Origin of the sequence: Iodidimonas sp. SYSU 1G8, assembly GCF_039655775.1 — a bacterium.
Lineage (GTDB): Bacteria > Pseudomonadota > Alphaproteobacteria > SMXS01 > SMXS01 > RI-34.
In genome coordinates, this window is sequence record NZ_JBBYXJ010000001.1 from 993,568 (window position 1) to 1,014,146 (window position 20,579).

Below are 20,579 nucleotides of genomic sequence, written 5' to 3' on the forward strand. Positions count from 1 at the left end.
ACCGTCAAGCCGACTTCCCTCGCCTAGTAACCTGGTTACCAAGACACCGCCCCAAGACGACGTCATTCCGAGCAGCGGATGTGTAGCCCACCAAGATGCCAGCACTTCTCGGAACACTTGATCCGAGGATATACTGACAATTCCTTTGTTTCACTAGCAAATTGTGTATTCCGGGTATGCTCCGGAGCGACGCAGGCCGTGGCGGATTCGACCCTGCCGGTCAATCCAGGAAGACCTCCACCGGCGCCGCGTGGCCCAGAAACGCGCCTGGACTGGCCGACGGGCCATAGGCGCCGGACTGGAACACGATAAAAAGATCTCCCACGTCAGCCCTCGGCAGCCCCACATTGTCCCCAAGACGGTCGAGGGGCGTGCACAAGCAGCCCACGACATCCACCGTCTCCTCCGGCGCACGGCCGATCCCGCCATCGATCGCGACGGGATAATTCTTGCGGATCACCTGACCGAAATTGCCCGAGAGCGCCAGGTGATGGTGCAGGCCGCCATCGGTCACCAGGAAAGTCTTGCCGCGCGAGACCTTCCGGTCGACGATCCGGGAAACATAGACGCCGGCCTCGCCCACCAGGTAGCGGCCCAGTTCAATCGCGAAGACGGCCTGCGGCAATGCCTGCCGCGCCGGGATCAGCATCTCGGTCAGCGCCGCGCCGACGCGGGCAAGATCCAGCGGCGTCTCGCCGGGGAAATACGGTATGCCGAAGCCGCCGCCCAGATTGACGTAGCGGACCGGAGATGGCGCGGCCTCGGCGAGCCGGAGCGCAAGCTCGACCGTGCTGCGCAAGCAATCAATCAGGATGTCCCCGCCGAGCACCTGGGAGCCCGCGAAGATATGGAATCCGGCGAAATCCAGCGGCAGTCCGGCAAGCTCGGCCAGCAGCGCGGGCACTTGTTCCTCGTCCACGCCGAAGGGTTTGGCGCCGCCGCCCATGCGCATGCCCGATTGCCGCGTCTCGAACAGCGGGTTGACGCGCACGGCGACCCGTGGACGGCGGCCCAGCGCGGCGCCGATAGCCGCCAGCCGGCGCATCTCGCCGGCCGATTCCAGATTGACCGTCACGCCGGCGCTGGCCGCCGCGGTCAGTTCGGCATCGGTCTTGCCCGGTCCGGCGAAGCTGATCCGCGCCGGGGCAGTCTGGCTCGCCAGCGCCCGGTCCAGTTCGCCGCCGGACGCCACATCCAGGCCATCCACGAGGCGGGCGAGATGAGCGATCACTTCCGGCATGGGATTGGCCTTGATCGCATAGTGGAGATGCAAGCCGTCCGGCATGACGGCGCGCAGCGCCGCCACACGCCTTGCCATCAGGCGTCCGTCATAGGCGAACAGCGGCGTGCCCCGCGCGGCAGCGATCTCCGCCAGCCGCGTGCCGGCCACCAGCAGCGCGTGATCGCGGACCTCGAAATCGCCGGGTGGCATACCGGTCACGGCGTCCTCCCGAACATGCCCGCCATCTCAGCCGTCAATCCCACGCGGTCGATCTTGCCATTCGGATTTCTCGGCAGCGCCTCGCGCAGGATGATCGCCTTGGGCACCATGTAGGACGGCAGCTGCGCCCGGCAGTACGCCAGCACGTCATCCGCGGAGACGGCGTCCTCGTCACGCAGCGTGATCAGACCCACGATGGCCTGCCCCAGCGACGGATGCGGCAGGCCCAGCGCGATGGCCTCGGCGACGCCTTCGGCCTCGAAGAGCACATCCTCGATCTCGGTCGGGCTCACCCGGTAACCGGAGGTCTTGATCATGTTGTCCTGCCGCTCGACGAAGTAGAGATATCCCTCCTCGTCGCGGATGACCGTATCGCCGGACCAGACGGCGGGAGCCGTCACGCCGAACGTCTCCGGCAGCGGCCGGAAGCGGCGTGAGGTGCGCTCCGGATCGTTCCAGTACCCTTGCGCCACAAGCGGGCCGCTATGGACCAGTTCGCCCGGCTCGCCCGGCGCCGCCGGCCGTCCGTGGGCATCGACGACATCGATACGGGCATAAGGGATCGCCATGCCGATGGAGTCGGGACGTGTATCGACCTGGTCCGGGTCCAGATAGGTCGACCGGAACGCCTCGGTGAGACCGTACATCAGGTAGATCCGCGTCGATGGCGCGCGGGCGCGGATCGCGTCGATGGCATGCCGCGGCATCCGGCCACCCGAATTGGTGACGTAGCGCAGGGTCGCGGCGATCTCCGGCGGCCAGTCCAGACCCAACACCTGCAGCCAGAGTGGCGGCACACAGGCAAGGCCCGTGATGCGCTCGCGGACCAGCACATTGATGATATCCTGCGGGAACAGGTGGTTGATCAGAACAGCGGTCGCGCCGCTCAGGAACGCCGTCGAGACCTGCGAGAGGCCATAGTCGAAACTTAGCGGCAACGCGCACAGGATCCTGTCCTCGGCATGGTTGCCGAGATAGGACGCGACGCTGCGGGCACCGGTGACGAGGTTGCGGTGAGACAGCATCACGCCCTTGGGCAGGCCGGTGCTGCCGGAGGTGTAGAGGAGCGCGGCGAGATCGTCGGGCGCCGGGTGTCCGATGGCGTCGGATGTCTTGGCCAGGAACGCATCCCAACCGGTCTCGACGGTCACGACGTGCCTGATCGTCTCGGGCAGGCCGCCCGCGTCGGCGCGGAGCGCGGCCAAGCGGTCCGCCGAGGTCACGAGGATGGCGGCCCCTGAGTCGGACAGGATATGATTGACCTGCCGGGCCTTGAGCACCGGATTGACCGGCACGAAAACGCCGCCCGCGCGCGCCGCGGCGAACAGCGATATGACGGTCTCGAACGATTTGGGCAGGTAGACGGCGACGCGCTCGCCCGCCCGCAACCCGTGGGCGAGAAACGCCCCGGATGCACGCCGGATTTCGCGGGCTGCCGCCACATAGGTCAGCGACTCCGGTCCGAGGCGCAGCGCCTCGCCCAGCGGATTGAGCGTCAGACCGCGCTCGATGAGGTCGCCAAATAGCATGATGAAGCGGGTGCCTTCACGCAGTAGGGTAACCAGTGTCCATACCCGGCAGCTTGTTAGACGAATGACCGTCATAGTGGAAGAGTTTCGCGATGTTGCGCGCATGCCGGCGCGCTTCGGCCCGCTGTTTGCCCGTCACGAAGCGCGCAGCATCTTCCTGACCCGCGACTGGTTCGCCCTGCTTCCGGCCTGCGGATTCGAGAGGAACAGCGCGCTGGCCTTCATGGCGGCCAGCGCGCCGTCGGGCGAACCGCTCGCCGTCCTGCCTCTGGCTTTTTCCGGAGCAGGCGCTTCCTCGCTGGCCAATTTCTATTCCCTTCGCTTCGCGCCGCTGCTGAACGAGGATGCATCACCGGGGCTCAGGATCGAGGCCCTCGCCGCCATCGGCGCCGACCTGAAGCGGCGCTGCACCCTGGTCCACCTGAAACCCATGGCGGGCGACGACCCATCCCTGCCCTTGATGAACGAGGCGTTTCGCCGCGCCGGTTTCCTGGTGGACAGCCACGCCGGATCACCGATGCGCTATCGCGACACGGCCGGGTTGAGCGGGTCGGACTTTGCCGCGCAGCTCGGCTCGCGCCTGCGAAACAGCATCCGGCGCAACATGAAGGTCCGTGAACCGTCCGATGGCTTCTCGCTGTTCACCGCGCAGGAGGACACCGCGCGAGGCATCGGTCTTTTTGAAGCCGTCTACGCCCGAAGCTGGAAGGGCGCCGAGCCGTTTCCCGCCTTCATGCCGGCATTCGCCGCCATGCTGGCCCGCCGCGGCGCGCTCCGGCTGGGCGTGTGGGAGATCGACGGCCGGCCCGCGGCGGCGCAGCTCTGGATCGTTCACGAACGTCAGGCCACCATCTACAAGCTGGCGCATGACCCGGACTATGACGACCTGTCCGTCGGGTCGGCGCTGACCCTGCGCATGTTCCAAGAAGTCCTCGACCGCGACAGCCCCGCGCGGATCGACTTCGGCCTCGGCGACGAGCCGTTCAAGAGCGACTGGACGCCGTGCCGCGCGGACGGGCTCGGCTGGCTCGCCTTCAATCCATCGACCGTCACCGGACTGCTGCAGGCGGCAAGACACCGCGCCGGGCGCCTTTTCAGCTTATCAGGCGGACGGAACGGTGTATAAACCCGAAAATTTCGACAGGGCGACCATGGCCACCATCGACAAAGTTCGCGACGTGCTGGGAGAGACACTGGGGCTGGGTGACCGGACAGCCTCCATGCTCGCCTCCACGCCGCTTCTGGGAAATCTGCCGGAGCTCGACTCCATGGCGGTGGTGGAAATCGTCACCCGTCTCGAAGCGGATTTTCAGATCAGGATCCACGATGACGAGATCAGCGCCGAGACCTTCGCGACGCTCGGCAGCCTGACTGGCTTCATCGAGGGAAAACTCTAGCCGCGACGGGGCCAGCGCCAGTGAAGGCCGAGTTCATTGCCGGTCCAAGGGGCGAACTCTTCACCCTGTACTTTCCGACTGCGCCTGGCGTGACGCCACGCGGCGCCATGGTGTTCGTCCCACCCTTCGCCGAGGAAATGAATCGGGCGCGCGCCACGGTCACCGCGCAGGCGCGGGCCTTCGCGTCGGTCGGCGTCGCCGTTCTCGTGCTGGATCTCTACGGCACGGGTGACAGCGAAGGCGCCTTCGCCGACGCCCGCTGGGAAACCTGGCGCGAGGACGTGCGGGTCGCCGGCCAGTGGCTGCGCGATGCCGGGCATGGCCAGGTCGGTCTCTGGGGTTTGCGATTGGGTGCCCTGCTGGCGGTGGACACGGTTTTCGATGCGCCGGATTCCTTCGACTTCATCCTGCTGTGGGAGCCCGTCCTGTCCGGAAAGGCGTTCATGGACCAGTTCCTGCGGATCGGTATCGCCGAAGGGCTCGAAGCCGGTGGCCGCAGCATCACGCTCAACGAATTACGCTTGAAGCTGAGCCGCACGGAACCCGTGGAAGTCGCCGGCTATGTGGTCTCACGAATTCTGACTCACGCCATCGACAGGTCGGACATGATCCTGCTGGCCGAGGCATTGCGGGTGCCGCTCACCTGGCTCGACGTCTCGCCTCCCGGCCCCGACCGCCGCGATGCCATCGACGAGATCATGCGTGTCTGCGGCGCGGCGGGCGTGAGCATCGATTACCGGGAAGTCCGCGGTCAGCCCTTCTGGGCGGTCCAGAACGCCGCAGCCAGCCCGTCGCTGATCGAGACGACACTCAGCGCGGTCGCGGATACCCATGGCCCAGTCTGAGGAACGCAGTCTCGTCTTCATGGCCGACGGGACGCTTCTCGTCGGCGTGCTCCACCTGCCCGAAGAAGACACCGCGCGCGCGGTCCTGATCGTGCCGGGGGCGCCGCAAACCCGGGTCGGGCCGCACCGGCTGTTCGTCGATCTGGCCCGGCAACTGACCGCGCACGGCGTCGCCGTGATGCGGATGGACCGCCGCGGGTTTGGTGACAGCAGCGGCCCGCAGGTCGAGTTCGAGAATGCCGGCGCCGACATCGCCGCCGCCGTCGCGGCGCTGCGGAACGCGCAACCCGGCATTCGCTCGGTGTGCGTCATGGGTCTGTGCGACGGCGCCAGCGCCGCGCTGCTGCATGCCACGGTAATTCCCGGCGTCGACGAACTCATCCTGATCAATCCCTGGGCGCGAACGGACGGCGGGGAAGCCAGAGCGGTGCTGCAGGCCTATTACCTGCCCCGCCTGCTGCGCTGGCGGCGCTGGCTGGCCGTCATGACCTCCTATGCCCGGATGCGCGGCGCCCTGGGCAGCCTTGCCACCGCGGTCGTCGATGCGGTCAGGACCAGCGCGAAACCCGGGGGACAACCCGAGTTCATCGCCGCCATGCTGGGAAACTGGGTGTCCTTCAAGGGCCGCTCCCTCGTGATCCTGAGTGACCGGGACCTTACCGCGACCGCCTTCGATGACGTGGTCCGCCAGACGCTGAGCTGGCCGGTGCTGATGCGGTCCACCCGCGCGGAGGTGGCCCATATCCGGGACGCCGATCATACCTTCAGTTCGCGCAAGCAGAAGGCACTGCTGGCCGGCTGCATCACGGCGTGGCTGGAAACGGAGAGCGGCTCCTAGGAACCCTGCGGACCGTCGCCATCGGGCCGCTTGGGTGGTGTCGGCCGCCAGGGCCCCTTCTTCGCGCCTGGCCCGCTTTTTTCAAGCCGGACAAGCACATAGGCGACGACCGGAACGGCCGCGCAGAAGAGGATGAACATGGCCGTGTCGAACACAGGCGGGCTTTCGTCGGGACGCCGGAACGGCCGCGCGCTTGTGCGTCGGCCTGACGCCTGATACCACAGACGCACCGGCGCGAAAACGGAGACGATTACCAGCCGATGCGCAGCCTGTTTGTCATGGCACTGGTTTTTGCCTGGGTTCCCGCCATCGCTATGTGGCCCTATCTGGGCATCGTGGTGTGGATGTGGATTTCCTACATGAACCCGCACCGCCTCACCGATGGCATGGCGTACGACTTTCCCGTCGCCGAAATCGTCGCCATCGCCACGCTTCTGGCCTGGGTGTTCTCGCGCGAGCGCAAGGAACTGCCCATGCGTCCGCTCGTGGTGCTGATCCTCGTCTATACGATCTTCACGACGATCACGTCCGCCACGTCGCTGAACCCGCCGCTGGCGTGGGAGAAGTGGGAGGTCTTCGTCAAGGTGATCCTGTTCACGCTGATCACCATCCCGCTGATCAACACCCGCGAGCGGCTGCACGCGATCATCTGGGTGATGGTGATCTCCTGCGGGTATTTCGCCATGCGCGGCGGACTGTTCACCGCGCTGACCCTGGGCGCCTACCGGGTTTTCGGCCCGCCGGGCACCTTCCACGGCGACAACAACGGCATCGCGGTCACCTTCCTGATGATCCTGCCGCTGATCCGCTATCTGCAACTGCAGACCGAAAACCGCTTCGCCTGGTTCTGCTTTCTCGGCGCGCAGATTCTGACCCTGTTCGCGGTGTTCGGCACCCAGTCTCGCGGCGCGCTGGTCGCATTGCTCGCCATGACGATCTATCTGCTGATCCGGTCGCGCCGGATCGGCACCATGATCGTCATCGGCGTCGCCGGGCTACTGGCGTACAACTTCATGCCGGAGGAGATGAAGGAGCGTCAGGGCACGACCCTCGACTACCAGGAAGACGCCTCGGCCATGGGTCGGATCACCATGTGGAATTTCGCCATCGACGTGGCGAACGACCGTCCGATCGTCGGCGGCGGCTTCAACGTCTTCTATGACAACCCGACCCGCGCCCGCCTGCTGCCGCGCAACGAAAAAGGCGAGCAGGAACAGGGCCGCGCCGCCCACAGCATCTATTTCGAAGTCCTGGGCGAGCACGGCTATGTCGGCCTCGGACTCTACCTGCTGACCGGCGTCTGGGCTTTCTTCGCCGCCGAGCGCCTGGCCGCGCGCGGCCGGCGGCGGCCCGACACGAAATGGGCGTCGGATCTGGCGCGGATGATCCAATACAGTCTGATCGGGTTCGCGGTCGGCGGCGCGTTCCTGACCAAGGCGACCTTCGACCTCTACTATCATCTGCTGGCCCTGATCGTGATCACCGAACTGCTGGTGGCCAAGGCGGCGAAGACGGAAGTACCGGAGGTGATTCCGCCCGGCGACCCGATCCTCGCCTTCTTCCTGAAGCCACGGCTCAAGGCGTTCAAGCCGCCAGCCGGCGGCGCGCGGGATTTCCGCAAGCCCCGTTAGGCCGAGACCAGCGCGCGGTAGGCCGCGACCATGCCGCCGAGATCGAACGCCTCGAAGGCGCGGCGCCTGTTGGCCTCGCCCAGGCGGCGGCGCAAGGACGGGTCCCGGGACAGCGCGAGAATGTGCCGCGCCAGACCATCCACGTCGCCAGCGGGCGTCAGGTACGGTGCGCTGTCGGGGGCGATCATCAGCCTGACATCGCCCACATCCGTCGATACGACCGGTAATCCGGCCGCCATCGCCTGCAGCACGCTGTTTGGCGTCTGCTCGGTCTCCGACGACAGGACGAACACGTCCAGTTTCGGATAGACGTTCTCCACATCCGTGACAAAGCCGGTGAATTCAGTATCCGCCGTCAGACCAAGCGCCGTGGCGCGCGCTTCGAGGGCCTGCCGCTCGAGGCCATCTCCCGCGATGACCAGCCGCGCAGGGACCGTGGCGCGGACGATGGCGAACGCGTCCAGCAGTAGATCCAGTCGCTTCTCCTCGCGCAGCACCGCGACAGTTCCGATGGTGAACGGTCGTGGGCCGGCAGGGGATGCCTCGGCGGCGGCGGCGAAGAGCGCGCAGTCGATGCCGTCCGGCACCAGCACCAGCCGCGCCGGGTTCAGCCGCCAGCCGGACACGGCACGATCGCGCAACCGGCGCGAGGGCACGATCACCCGTACGTCGCCGCTCAGGACCAGTCGGCGGATCAGGGCGCGGCGGCGGTAGTCCCTGTCCGCTTCCTCGGACCCGAACCCGCTTTCCACATGCAGCCGCCGGCAGCCCGGCAGTCCGCATGCGGCCAGCACCCATTCGATGCTGCCCCAGTTATTGGTGAGCAGCACATCGGGTCGCAGCCGGCGCAGCAGACGCCGACAGGCCAGCAAGTGCCCCGGCGGCCCGCCGCGCGCCGCCGGCGCGTCGACGAAATCGATCTCCAGATCGGGGGCCAGCCGGTCGCGGCACTCCAAATTGCCGTTGAGCGAAATGATCGAATGCCGGAAGCCTTTGCCCAGCGCATTGATCCAGGTGGCCGTCCGGGTCTGGACGCCGCCCAGTTCGAACGCCGGGAAAACATGAACAAGATGCCGCGTCACGGTCCAGCGCCGGCGTGGTGGCGCGTGCCGGGTCGAGCGGTCACTTGCAGGATTGCGCTTCCCTGAGCTTGCGTACGGCGTCGCGCTGGGCAAAGTCCGTGCCGCTTTGCATCACGGTGCCCAGGAGGCCACAAGCCTCGTCCTTGCGGCCCTGCTTCACGCGCGCGAGCGCCAGATGATACTGGATTTCAGGCTCATCGGGCGCCAATGCCGATGCCTCCTCGAGCAGGGCGGCGCCCTGGTCCACGCTCCCCTGCTCGATCAGCACCCAGCCATACGTGTCCTTCACGACCGCCGCGTTGGGCGCCAGTTCATAGGCGCGCTTGGCCTCGGGCAGCGCACGGGGATCTCGGACGGTCTGGTACAGCCACGCCAGATTGTTGAGCACCATGGGATTGTTGCCATCCTGCTCCTTCAACTTCTGATGGTGCAGGATCGACTTCTGCGGATCATCCGCCGTCAGATAGGCGCTGGCCAGGATACGGCGGATCTGTTGATCGCCCGGCGTGCGGGACAGCCAGTCCTCGAGCACCTTGAAACCGTCTGCCTGCCTCTTGGCCTCGGTATAGCCGTAGTAGAGCCGCAGCGCCGATTCCGCTGAATCGATTTTCTTCTCCGCCGCGCGGTATGCCTCGAGCGCCTGCTCCATCTTGCCCATTTTGGCGTTCACATGGCCGACCAGCAGATCGCCCATGGGCATCTGCGGCTGGGCCGCCCGTAGCGCCGTCGCGATTTCCATGGCGGTCTGGTAGCGCTGGCTGTCGACTTCCAGATTGATCAGGTCCATCACCGCCGGCACCAGCTTGGGATCCAGCTTCAAGGCCTGCTGATAGGACGCGCGGGCGCCCAGAGCGTCGCCGGAGAGCAGCTGAGCCCGGCCCAGCGCATACATCACGTTGGCGTTGTCCTTGGCGAGACCGGACAGCCGCGTATAGGTGGCCACCGCGCTGACGGAATCGCCCGCCAGCATCTGCGTGCGCCCCAGCGCCTCGATGACGTCGGGTCGGTCGGGAATGCGCCGGTCGAGCGCGCTCGCCGTCGCCAGCGCCTTCACCACGTCGCCTGCCTGCAGGTAAAGCTCGATGAGCCTGAGACCGGCGACGGGCGACTTAGGGTTCTCCGCCGCGGCCTTTTCCAGCCACTTCACCGCGTCGGCCCGCTTGTTGCGGCTCAGCGCGACGCGAGCCAGTTCGATCATCGCCCCCTCGTTCTTGGGGTCGCGCTTCAGGACTTCCTGAAAGCGCCCCTCGGCGGCCGCGTAATCCTTGCCCTGAACGTCGAGCCGGGCGAGATTCTGGGCCGCGGGCAGATAGTTGGGGTCGGCGGTCAACGCGGCCTGGAACGCCGCGCGCGCCTCGGCGGGGTTGTTCTTGCCCCGAAACACCACGCCCTTGAGATTGAGCGCGACCGGATCCTTCGGCGCGGTGCGCAGCATGTCGTTGATCTGCTTGAGCGCCGAATCATAGTCGCGGTTGAACAGGTGGTAACGGATCAGCAGGAGCTGCGGCCGCTTGGCTTCCGGGTCCTCGCGCACGGCGGTCTGCAGGTCGCGCACCGCGTCGCCGCCCTGCCCCGCGGCCATGCGGGCCACGGCAAGCTGCGTCTTGTAGGTGCTTTCGCCCGGTGCCAGCGACGAGGCCTTCTGAAACAGCTCGATCGCCCTGGGATAGTTGCCAGCCCCCATATGGGCGGCGCCCGCCAGCGCCAGAAGGCGCGCATCGGGCTGAGGCAGGGTGGTAAGCGGATCGAAAATCTTCACCGCGTCGTCGAAGCGGCCCTGGCGCACCAGCGTGGAGCCCAGAAGACGCCGGCCGTTGACATTGTCGGGCACCGCCGCGACGAACGCATTGAGACTGGTAAAAGCCTGCTCGAGATTGCCCTGGGCGTACGCGATCGCGCCCCTGAGATACTGGGCCGGAAGATAGGAATCGAGCGCGGTGCCCGCGCGCTGCAGGACCGACTGGGCGCCGGCGTAATCCTGCTTCTTGGTCAGGATCAGCGCATTGAGATAAAGGGCTAGCGGATGCTTGGCCGCCAGTTCCAGGGCCGTATCGATATTTTTCTGCGCTTCGGCGTCCCGGTCCATGTCGATGAGCGCGGCGGCACGGCCGAGCAGGGCTTCGACATGGCGCGGGTTGGCCTTCAACAGCCCGTCAAAGGTTGCCAGCGCGGCGGGAAGCTGGCGCTGCATGCGCTGCATCTCGCCCTTCAGCACCTTGGCGCCCGCGAAAGAGGGATCGATCACCAGCGCTTCATCGATCAGGGCGATGGCCCGCTCGTTCTCCTTGCGCTGGATCAGCACCCGCGCGTGGCCGATCTTGGCCGAGGTCGATCGCGGCGCCAGTTCGGTCGCCGCCTCGAAGGCCGCCTGTGCCTCGTCGAAACGCTCGAGGCCCAGATAGGCGCGCCCCCGCAGCGCCATGGCGGCCGACCGCTGCACCGCATCGACGCCCTGCGGCTGGATCTCCTTGAGGACGTCCTGGAACTTGCCCTGCGCCAGCATGGCCTCGCCGATCTGGTTGCGCACCTCGTCTGTGTCGCGGCCATAGGCGAGCGCGGCGCGGAACTCCTTTTCAGCCGACGGCCCCTGCTGGGCCATCATGTACATCTGGCCGAGCATGAAACGCGCGTCGGCGTCCTTGGGGTTGTCCTTCAGGGCGTTCTTCAGCAGGTCGACGGCTTTCTGCGCCTCGCCCTTGTCGAGATGCGCCTGGGCCTCGATCAGGAGCGGCTTTCGCGAGGCGGGCTCCGGCGCGCCATACACGACCGTCGGTAGGATGCAGAGAGACAGCAGTACCGATCCTGTCCGGACTAAGTGTCGTGCAGATCCGACTGGAAACATGCGCTGAACCCCTCGCTTCGCTGTGGTGCGCACTATAGCCCCCGCCCTCATGCGATCAAAGCCCAACCCTCGCTCAACGCGCGCCGCTGGGAAACAGGATGACGCGGACGGTCTTGATCAGGATCAGGATATCCAGAACGACCGAGAAGTTCTTGATGTAGTACAGGTCGTACTGAAGCTTCTGCCGGGCGTCCTCGACCGACGCACCGTAAGGATAGTTGACCTGGGCCCATCCCGTGATACCTGGCCGTACCGTATGCCGTTCGGCGAAATAGGGCAGCTCGCGCGACAATTCCTCGACAAAATAGGGCAATTCCGGCCTCGGACCGACAAAGCTCATGTCGCCCTTGAGCACGTTGAATATCTGGGGCAGCTCGTCGATCCTCAGCTTGCGGATGACACGCCCGACACCGGTGATGCGGGGATCGTTCGTCGACGCCCATTTTGGCCCGCCGGCTTCGGCGTCGGTGCGCATGCTCCGAAACTTGTAGAGGCGGAAGACACGTCCATGCTGGCCGACCCGGTCCTGGCGAAAAAAGACCGGGCCCGGGCTGGTCAGGCGGATCAGCAGCGCCGCGACAATAGTCACCGGCATGGTCAGTGTGACCAGCACGGCACTGGCCAGCAGATCGATACCGCGCTTGATGAACAGCCGGAGCTGTCCACCGGTGGATCCTTCGGAATAGATCAGCCAGCTGGGCAGGAAGCCGTGCAGATCCACCTTGCCCGTCTCCCGCTCCATGAAGGCGGCGTAGTCGGTGATCCGGATGCCGGCCAGACGGCAGTCGAGCAGGTCACGCACCGGGAGGCTGCCACGGCGCTCCTCCATGGCGGTGACGATCTCGTCGATCTGCTGGCTGACGGCGAAATCCCTGAGCGAGCCGATCTCGTCGCGATACCGCATCTGATCGGGCCCGACGGCGACCTGTTCCTGGGCCATGCGCACGAACACCACGCTGTGGAACCCCCGCGAGCGCTCGGCTTCCTGAATCTCCAGTATCCGGGACGCAAGCTTGCCGGCACCGAGAACCAGGAGCCGGCGCTTGAACACGTCGAGGTCCAGAATACCAAGGAAGACGGCGCGCAGCAGCACGATCGCCGAGAATCCCAGAACGACGCCGGAGACGAAGATGCTGCGCCAGATGGCCACCCGCGGATAAAGAAAAAAGATCAGCGCGAGAATCAGGGCGCTGAGGGCAAACGCCGCCGTCAAGGTGACCATGGTCCGGCGCAGGTTGCGGCAGGTGTCGCGCTGGTAGAGCCCCAGCACCAGCATCACGGACTGGATGGTGACGATAAAGACCAGGTATTCGATCGTGGGGTCTTCGAGACTGTGATCCGACAAGCCGGCGAATGACAGGCGCAGATACTGCGCGCCATAGATGGCGCCCAGCAGCACGATCGTCTCAAGCAGCGCGAGCCCCAGTACCGCCCGAGAGAAATAGTGCCCGAACACTCTGATCATGAAGCCGGGCCTTTCTTGCGTCGGTGGGGCAGCTTTTGAAGCGTCACCTGGAATCCCCCAATCCCGCCATCAGCATAACCGCCCCCGGCCGGAACCCAAACAGCAACATGGCGGTGGCGCGCATGCGTTCCTATTTCTCGGGGGTTGACCCTCTCCATCGCATGGCCGCACACTTCAAGCGGGCCCTAATATCGAGTAAGCGGATGTCTCATAAAATCCACCCCGCCATCCTGTGTGGCGGGTCGGGGACGCGCCTATGGCCGTTGTCGCGCCGCAGTCACCCCAAGCAGCTGCTTTCCCTTGTCGATCCGCTGAGCCTGTTGCAGGTCACCGCTCGCCGCTTCGCCGATACCGGGCTGTTCGCACCGCCCATCGCCCTGTGCAGCGAGGCCTACCGGTTCATCATCGCCGAACAGATGCACGCCGCCGGCATGGCGCCGGGCGCCGTTATCCTGGAGCCGGCTGGCCGGAACACGGCGCCGGCGGCGGCGGTCGCCGCGCTATGGGCGCGCCGGCAGGATCCCGAGGCACTCGTGCTGCTGTCCCCATCGGATCATGTCATCGGCGACCTCGCGGCGTTTCGAACGGCGATCGACGCCGCCGCCGAGATCGCCGTCCGAACCGGCGCCCTGGTCACCTTCGGTATCAAGCCGGACCGGCCCGAGACGGGCTATGGCTACATCGAGGCTGGCGAGCCGATCGACGGGACCACTGCCCTTGCCGTGACACGATTCGTCGAAAAACCCGACCTTGCGACGGCACGCGCCTATGTGGACGGAGGCCGCCATCTCTGGAACAGCGGCCTGTTTCTGTTTCGCGCCACGGACTTCCTGTCCGAGTTGGCCCGGCTCGAGCCGGACATGCTGGCCGCATGCGAGGAAGCGTTCGAGAAGGCCCGCACCGATCTGGATTTTGTCCGTCTCGACGAGGAAAGCTTTGGGCGGTCCCCATCCAATTCCATCGATTACGCCGTGATGGAACGCACCGAACGGGCAGCCGTCGTGCCCGTGTCGATGGGCTGGAGCGACGTAGGTTCATGGAGCGCCCTGCGGGACGTCGCGGAGCAGGATGCTGCTGGCAACGCGGTGTGGGGCGACGTCCTCGCCATCGATACGCGAAACAGCCTCGTCCGCAGCGAGGGGCCACTGGTCGTTACCTACGGTCTCGACAATCTCGTCGTCGTCGCGACCAAGGACGCGGTCCTGGTATCCACGGCCGATGCCGCGCAGGACCTGAAGACCGTCGTGTCCCGCCTGGAAGCGCTGAAGCGCGAGGAAACCGAGTCCCATGCGCGGGTCTTCCGGCCGTGGGGCTGGTTCGAGACCATGGATCTGGGGCCCGGCTTCAAGGTCAAGCGCATCGCCGTCAAACCCGGTCAGAGGCTTTCCCTGCAAAGCCACAAGCACCGGGCCGAGCATTGGGTGGTCGTCAATGGCGTGGCCGAGGTCACGCGGGGCGAGGAAGTGACCCGGCTCGAGGCCAACCAGTCCACCTACATTCCAGCCGGCACGACCCACCGCCTTGGCAACGCGGGCGACTCAGAGCTTCAGATCATCGAGGTGCAGTCCGGCGGCTATCTCGGCGAGGATGACATCGTCCGTTTCGACGACATTTACGGGCGGAGTTGAGGTTTTCCGGCCCAATTTACATAAAAATCGTAATACATTCTCCCATGAGCGATGCCGAGATGGTATTGGGATGAGATTCCTGACATCGTTCAGGGTCGCCTCCAGGTAGCTGCCGATCCATGTCGACGGATCCGGCTGGACGGCGCAGGGCCAATATCGGAGGGCGCGCCGCAGCGGGCAGGCCGTTTCCGGGAGTATCGGAATGAAGTCCAGGGACATCCTGGCCAGCGTGATCCTGATCGGCGCCGCGATCCTCGTCGCGGCCTCCATCTTTATCTCGCCGGCGACGCAGACCGAGAAAGATTTCGAGATCTACGGCTGGCTGTTCGAAAACCAGAAAGCCAGCGAGGCAGACTCCGAAGCGAAGGCCGCACCGGTCCGGGTCTATGACACCCCGAAAGCGCTGGGCGACGAGCTTTGGTCCATCCTGATGCCGAAAGACGCCCCGGCCCGCTTTTCCGGCACCGGCGGCTCGCTGTCCCTGCTGCAGGTCTCGACCGGGACTTTTCTGGGCGGCAGCGAAGGCAACGCCCTGCTCACCTCGCCCGAGTTCCAGGCCGCCGCCGATGGCGCGGTGAGCGGAACGGATGAAGGCATCGCCGCGCTGCTGCGGTTCTTCGACGCGGCCGGCGGCAACGAGACCATCATCGCGTACCGCGCGCAGGTGCTGCTGGAGGCCATCACGCGCGACAGTGCCGTGACCGGCTCGCTGACCGCGCTGCAGGAAGCCACCACCAATATTTCCGAAGCCGCCTTCACGGCCTTGTGGACCGGCTATGTCATGCCGGTGAATTTCCAGCCCGACTTCGCGGTTCCGCCCGGCGCGATCGGCTACGATCTGGGACCGCTCATGCTGTCCAACAACGAGATCAACCCGGTTTACGACGACTTCATCCGGGTGCCCGCCGATAGCAGCCATGTGGAGGGCGACGCCCGAGACATCGAGAGCGGCCCACAGCTGCTTTGGGGCGACGGCGTCCAGGGCCTGACCGTGTTCACCGCGCCGATCCCGAACGGCACCTACAAGGTGTTCGTGATGACCTCCTCGGAAGGCGGCGTCGATCCGTCCGTCGCCTTCGGGGACTACAACACGCTCAAGCGCGAGAAGCCGGTCCGGCGCATCGATCTGCGCCAGCGCCACGACGCGCTCGAGCAGTGGCGGGACGCGCAGTGTGGCTGCGGCGCGGGGCCGGCGGACATGGCGCGCTTCCTGACGGACGAACAGCGCGCCCTGCCCGAGGCCGAACGCCAGACGCTCCTGGAGCAGATATGGCAACGGCGGGGCTGCGGGGCACGGGATCAGGTTCGGCTGGAGAACCCCGTCTTCAGTCCCGATCAGGCAACGGCAGGCCAGGCGGTCTCCAATACTTCGGTCGAGGGCGCCGCCTCGTGCCGCATGCGCCATCCGGACGGCGTGCTGCCGGTCGCCGAGGTCCTCATGTCCCGCCAGGGCATGTCGCCGGAGATCGAGCCTGAACTGTCGACTGTTTCCCTGGGAAGCGACAAGACCGGCGGTCTTGGCTCGGTGTACGCGCTGCGCGAAGAGGTCAAGAACGGCACGCTCTTCATCGACTTCAACCAGGGCTACATTCCGTCCTATGTGGTCGGCATCATCGTCGTCGCGATCGACGATTCCTTCAGCGCCCAGATGTCCGCCATGGTCAGCGCCGTGCTGGAAACCGTGCATCCGGCGGTCGGCGCCGGCGGTCAAGGTCCCGGGCTTGCCACCAATTTCGCCGCGACCACCCTGCCGACCGGCACGCCCGGCGGCAGCGGCAGCGGAACGGGTGGGAGCGGCACGCCCGGCAGCGGCCTTCCAGGGACCGAAGCCAGCGCCGGAGATGGTGATGGGGACGGCGGTGATGGGGACGGAACGGGCGGAGACGGAGACGGCGACGGTACGGGCGGTGACGGTGATGGTACGGGCGGCGACGGCGATGGAACCGCGCAGCTCGTGGCGGAAGGCCTTGGCCCCTACACCGGCGTCTTCGGCGACGAACTGACGCTCGATGGTACCCAGTCCACCTTCAATGGCGAGCTCATCCTCAGCGCCATCGACAATCCGGCCGACCTTCTGGTCGAATGGCTGTTCGACCTCGATGGCGACGGCAGCTATGAAACCCTGATCTCGAACGATCTGGTCGCGCTGATCGACAGCAGCGTCTTCGGCAGTACCGGCGAGTTTCAGGGCATTCTGCGCCTGACGCTGAACGGGCTGGTCAGCATCGATCAGGTCATCGTGATCCTGATTGGCGAAGGCACGGCGGTTCCCGAACCGGGTATCGGCCTGTTGCTCCTGCTGGCGCTCGGCCTGTTGGTCTACCTGCACCGGCGACGGCGGGCCCGCGGCGCGCTGTAGGTCGCCCTACGGCATCGTGACCGTTTTATCCACCGTTCGGGGCGCGAAGCGGTTTCCGTTTCGCGCGATAGGCTCTAACATCGGCCACCGAACCGAAAGAGAGAGCCGGCACCTTCATCGATGGCGCGACGACGTAGAAGATCCGGCACGGCCTCCCGGCGCATCCTGATCGCCAGCACGCTGCTGTTCGCGGCCTCGGTTGTCGCCTTCGTCGCCATGAAAACCGATATCGGCGAAACCGTGCTGCAGCGGGCGAAGGCCCTGTTTCCCGGAAAGGAAGCCTCGTGCTGCGGCGCCGATGTGGTTCTGACCGAATTCCAGGTCCCGGTTCTCGCCCACGTGGTCAACGACCTCTGGCGGGACGGCCGGGCTCGCGACATCCCTCTTCCGCCCCGCCTGGCGACGCCGGCACAGGCCGTGAACGTGTCGCTGATCTCGCAGGGACGCGTGGTTCAGCAAGTATGGCTGCGCGAAGGCACGGTGATGGATGCGCTGACCGCCGCCCTCACCCAGTTCCGCAGCCAGCTGTCCGCCGAGCAGAAGGCCGGCATTGACGGCGTCGAGCTTTTTCTCGGCCACTCGTTCCGTACGGTCGATCTGGAAGATTATGATGAACAGGTCTTCGCCCAGCATCATCGCGGCATTCGCGGCCTGGAGATTTCCTACGAGGACCGAACCGCGCTCTATTCGCCCCTGATGCTGCTGCGCCGCAACCGCTCGGCGAGCCGGCTGGCCGACGAGTTCGCCGCCGACAGCAAGATCGACCGGGCCTCGCTGCTGCGTCACGGCGTGTTCAAGATCTTCGACGGCGAGCAGATCCGGGTCACCCTGGGCAGCAATCCCTCGGCCGTGCTGATGGAGCGCGGCAATGTCTACGTCAAGGTCACCGACATCGACGCGGCCGCCGTGCGCCGCGCCGCCGCGCTGGCGACCGACTGGCTGGCCGCCAACGTGGCGATCGATGGCGCCTTGCCCTACGGCTACCGGCCAAGCGACCTGAAACCGCTCGAGGGCAGCAACCGTATCCGGCAATGGATGGCGACCATCGCCTTGCAGCGTGCGGCACAGCCTCGTCTCGATCCCGAAATCTGGGAACTGGCCGAGCGCAACCTCGCCTACAACATCGCGACGACCTACCGCCAGGAAGGCGCGCTGGGCGTCATTACCACCGAAAACAACCAGGTCAGCCTCGGCAGCGTGGCGCTTGCCGCCCTCGCGATCCACGAGAGCCATGTCGGCGGTCGCCATGCGGCCGAGCAGGCCGCCCTCGGTGCCACGATAGACAGTCTGCATGGCGAGAATGGCGCCTTCCGGACGTTCCTTCGGCCCGCGACACGAAACGACAACCAGAACTTCTATCCCGGCGAAGCGCTGCTGTACTGGGCCTCGCTGGAAGCAAAACAGCCTGACCCCCAGCGGCTCGAGCGTTTCATGCAGTCGTTTCGCCATTACCGCGACCGGTACCGGGCGAAACGGAACCCGGCCTTCATCGGCTGGCACAGCCAGGCCGACTACACGATGTGGCAGGTGACGCGGGCACCGGAGCTGCGGGACTTCGTGTTCGAGATGAACGACTGGCTGATCAGCCTCCAGCAATGGGCCGTCCCGACCGAATATCGCGATCTGATGGGCCGTTTTTACGCACCGGGCGCCGGATATGGCCCGCCCCATGCCTCGTCCAACGGTATCTACCTCGAAGGGCTCGTCGATGCGTTCGCGCTCGCGCGGGAGACCGGCGACACCAAGCGTGCCGAAGCCTACCGGATCGCCATCCTGCGCGGACTGCGCAGCGTGTTGCAATTGCAGTTTTCCGATGATACGGACATGTTCTATGTGCCGCCCGGCTTTCGCCGTTACGTCAGGGGCGGCATCCGGACGACCGAATACGACAACGTCATCCGGATCGACAACGTCCAGCATAACCTCATGGCCATGCTGAAAATTCTTCAGGTCTTCAAGCCGGCGGATTATCGGTATCCCGACGCGTCAGCGCCGACGCCGCAGCCGAAACCTTGACTTTTTCTAAACATGTTTGACTATGTTGCCCATGGCTAGGACGGCGTCAGCGGCGAAGGCCGACCCCAAGGAAGAACTGATCGCGGCGGCGGACGAAATCCTCGCCGAGCAGGGCGCGGCGGCGGCAACCGTGCGGGCCATCACCGCGCGGGCCGGCGTCAACATGGCCGCGGTCAACTACCACTTCGGCTCGCGCGATGGCCTCTTCATCGCCATCTGTGGCCGTCACATGCACGAGGCGAACGCCCGTGTCCTGCAGAACCTCCAGAGTCTCGAGGACAGGCACTCCCCTCCGAGCGTCGCGGAAATCTTCCATCCGCTGGTCGAAACCGCGTTTCAGATCTGGGTCAACGACAAGGTCCTGCGCGCCCTGCGCAGCATGGTGTTCTTCAGTCCGGAAACGGCCGAGCGCCTGAACGTGTCCCAGATGTCGGAGGTCTACAACCGGATGCGCGCGGCGCTCATCCGCGCCTGCCCCCATCTGAGCGCCCAACAGATCAGGCAGCGCTTCGGCTTCGCCATCGGCGCCATCATGAACCACGTCCACAATCAGGACGCCCACCTCCAGTGGAACCACGATGACGTGTCCATGGAAGAACTGGTGGCGTTCATCGCCGCCGGCTTTCGCGCCTGATCGACGGCACACGCGGACGGGCATCCGGCAAGCGTCAGTCAGGGGAAGCAAATCAGATGAACAGAACGACCGGCGTCATCGTCGCCATGCTTGTGCTCCTTGCCACCGCCGGCGCGGACGCCGCCGAACAGGATGAACACGGCTTCCCCAAGCTGCCACCCGGCATGCCAGCGGGCTATCTGGGCACGTCGAGCCTGCCGGACAGCCTGGCGCTGCTGCCGCCGCCGCCCGAGGCCGGTTCCGCCGCCGCCGCGCGGGACGAAGACGCGCGTAAGGCGATGACGCGAGCACCGGACTCACCTCGGTGGAAACAGGCCACGAGTGATGCCGACCTGCATTTCCCGCACGGCGGGCAGGTCTTCGCCTGTACCACGGGCGTGGCGCCCGACAAGGACACCACGCCGGCGCTTTACAGGCTTTTGCAGCGATCGCTCCTCGATATCGGTCTGTCGACATACAAGGCCAAGAACCATTACAAGCGGGTCAGACCCTTTGTCGCCATGGGCACGGCCAGCTGCTCGCCGGGCGACGAGGCCATGCTGCGCGGCGACGGTTCCTATCCGTCGGGTCACGCCGCCGTGGGCTGGGGCTGGGCGCTGCTGATGGCCGAGATCGACCCCGACAACGCGGACGCCATCCTGCAACGGGGACGGGACTTCGGACAAAGCCGCCTCGTGTGCAATGTCCACTGGCAGAGCGACGTGGAGGCCGGCCGTCTGGTCGCCTCCGCCGCCGTCGCCCGGCTGCATGCCGATCCCGGCTTCATGGCCGACCTGCAGGCCGCCAAGGCCGAGTTCGCCGCCGCGCGCGTAGCCGGAAAACCGGCACTGGCAGATTGCGCCGCCGAGAGGGAATCGCTGCGATAGGCGGGA

General features: G+C 66.0%; 15 protein-coding genes. 10 read left to right on the forward strand and 5 right to left on the reverse strand.

What is annotated here, in order from left to right; genetic code table 11:
• Positions 1–220: 220 nt before the first annotated feature.
• Together WJU17_RS04895 and WJU17_RS04900 are read right to left on the reverse strand one after the other, a co-directional pair.
• On the reverse strand, positions 221–1,432 hold the full coding sequence (locus WJU17_RS04895) for a pyridoxal-dependent decarboxylase, exosortase A system-associated (RefSeq protein ID WP_346327397.1): 1,212 nt from the start codon (positions 1,430–1,432) through the stop codon (positions 221–223).
• Between the two features lie 5 nt (positions 1,433–1,437).
• Positions 1,438–2,970 carry an acyl-CoA ligase (AMP-forming), exosortase A system-associated gene (locus WJU17_RS04900; protein WP_346326214.1) on the reverse strand — a complete coding sequence of 511 codons (1,533 nt, stop codon included), beginning with the start codon at positions 2,968–2,970 and terminating at the stop codon, positions 1,438–1,440.
• Between the two features lie 64 nt (positions 2,971–3,034).
• On the opposite strand from WJU17_RS04900, the gene WJU17_RS04905 reads away from it, so the two are divergent.
• From WJU17_RS04905 to WJU17_RS04925, 5 genes are all read left to right on the forward strand, one after another.
• The gene (locus WJU17_RS04905; protein ID WP_346326215.1) at positions 3,035–4,096 is read left to right on the forward strand and encodes a GNAT family N-acetyltransferase; all 1,062 of its coding nucleotides are present in this window, start codon (positions 3,035–3,037) and stop codon (positions 4,094–4,096) included.
• Positions 4,089–4,367 carry an acyl carrier protein gene (locus tag WJU17_RS04910; protein WP_346326216.1) on the forward strand — a complete coding sequence of 93 codons (279 nt, stop codon included), beginning with the start codon at positions 4,089–4,091 and terminating at the stop codon, positions 4,365–4,367. Before WJU17_RS04905 ends, WJU17_RS04910 begins: the two co-directional genes overlap by 8 nt.
• A gap of 20 nt (positions 4,368–4,387) precedes the next feature.
• Entirely contained in the window at positions 4,388–5,212 is an 825-nt protein-coding gene (locus WJU17_RS04915; RefSeq protein ID WP_346326217.1) for a hydrolase 2, exosortase A system-associated, read from the forward strand.
• On the forward strand, positions 5,199–6,050 hold the full coding sequence (locus WJU17_RS04920) for a hydrolase 1, exosortase A system-associated (protein WP_346326218.1): 852 nt from the start codon (positions 5,199–5,201) through the stop codon (positions 6,048–6,050). The genes WJU17_RS04915 and WJU17_RS04920 overlap by 14 nt, the downstream gene beginning before the upstream one ends.
• Positions 6,051–6,310: 260 nt before the next feature.
• Positions 6,311–7,681: a putative O-glycosylation ligase, exosortase A system-associated gene (locus tag WJU17_RS04925; RefSeq protein WP_346326219.1), complete on the forward strand. Its 1,371-nt coding sequence runs from the start codon at positions 6,311–6,313 to the stop codon at positions 7,679–7,681.
• Here WJU17_RS04925 and WJU17_RS04930 read toward each other — a convergent pair.
• The 3 genes from WJU17_RS04930 to WJU17_RS04940 all read right to left on the reverse strand — a co-directional run bounded on the left by WJU17_RS04930 (position 7,678) and on the right by WJU17_RS04940 (position 13,070).
• The gene (locus WJU17_RS04930) at positions 7,678–8,763 is read right to left on the reverse strand and encodes a glycosyltransferase family 4 protein (protein ID WP_346326220.1); all 1,086 of its coding nucleotides are present in this window, start codon (positions 8,761–8,763) and stop codon (positions 7,678–7,680) included. The two genes, WJU17_RS04925 and WJU17_RS04930, sit on opposite strands and share 4 nt — an antisense overlap.
• Before the next feature lie 40 nt (positions 8,764–8,803).
• Positions 8,804–11,527, reverse strand: coding sequence for an XrtA/PEP-CTERM system TPR-repeat protein PrsT (gene prsT, locus WJU17_RS04935; RefSeq protein WP_346326221.1), 2,724 nt, complete (start codon positions 11,525–11,527; stop codon positions 8,804–8,806).
• Positions 11,528–11,678: 151 nt separating this feature from the next.
• Positions 11,679–13,070 carry a TIGR03013 family XrtA/PEP-CTERM system glycosyltransferase gene (locus tag WJU17_RS04940; protein ID WP_346326222.1) on the reverse strand — a complete coding sequence of 464 codons (1,392 nt, stop codon included), beginning with the start codon at positions 13,068–13,070 and terminating at the stop codon, positions 11,679–11,681.
• Between the two features lie 203 nt (positions 13,071–13,273).
• Between WJU17_RS04940 and WJU17_RS04945 the strand changes: the two genes are divergently transcribed.
• The 5 genes from WJU17_RS04945 to WJU17_RS04965 all read left to right on the forward strand — a co-directional run bounded on the left by WJU17_RS04945 (position 13,274) and on the right by WJU17_RS04965 (position 20,573).
• On the forward strand, positions 13,274–14,698 hold the full coding sequence (locus WJU17_RS04945) for a mannose-1-phosphate guanylyltransferase/mannose-6-phosphate isomerase (RefSeq protein ID WP_346326223.1): 1,425 nt from the start codon (positions 13,274–13,276) through the stop codon (positions 14,696–14,698).
• A 202-nt stretch (positions 14,699–14,900) separates the two neighbouring features.
• A complete protein-coding gene (locus tag WJU17_RS04950; protein WP_346326224.1) occupies positions 14,901–17,057 on the forward strand; it encodes a PEP-CTERM sorting domain-containing protein in 2,157 nt (718 codons plus the stop codon).
• A gap of 120 nt (positions 17,058–17,177) precedes the next feature.
• Positions 17,178–19,073, forward strand: coding sequence for a hypothetical protein (locus tag WJU17_RS04955; RefSeq protein ID WP_346326225.1), 1,896 nt, complete (start codon positions 17,178–17,180; stop codon positions 19,071–19,073).
• Between the two features lie 31 nt (positions 19,074–19,104).
• A complete protein-coding gene (locus WJU17_RS04960; RefSeq protein ID WP_346326226.1) occupies positions 19,105–19,707 on the forward strand; it encodes a TetR family transcriptional regulator in 603 nt (200 codons plus the stop codon).
• 56 nt (positions 19,708–19,763) lie between these two features.
• Entirely contained in the window at positions 19,764–20,573 is an 810-nt protein-coding gene (locus WJU17_RS04965; RefSeq protein WP_346326227.1) for a phosphatase PAP2 family protein, read from the forward strand.
• Positions 20,574–20,579: the final 6 nt, after the last annotated feature.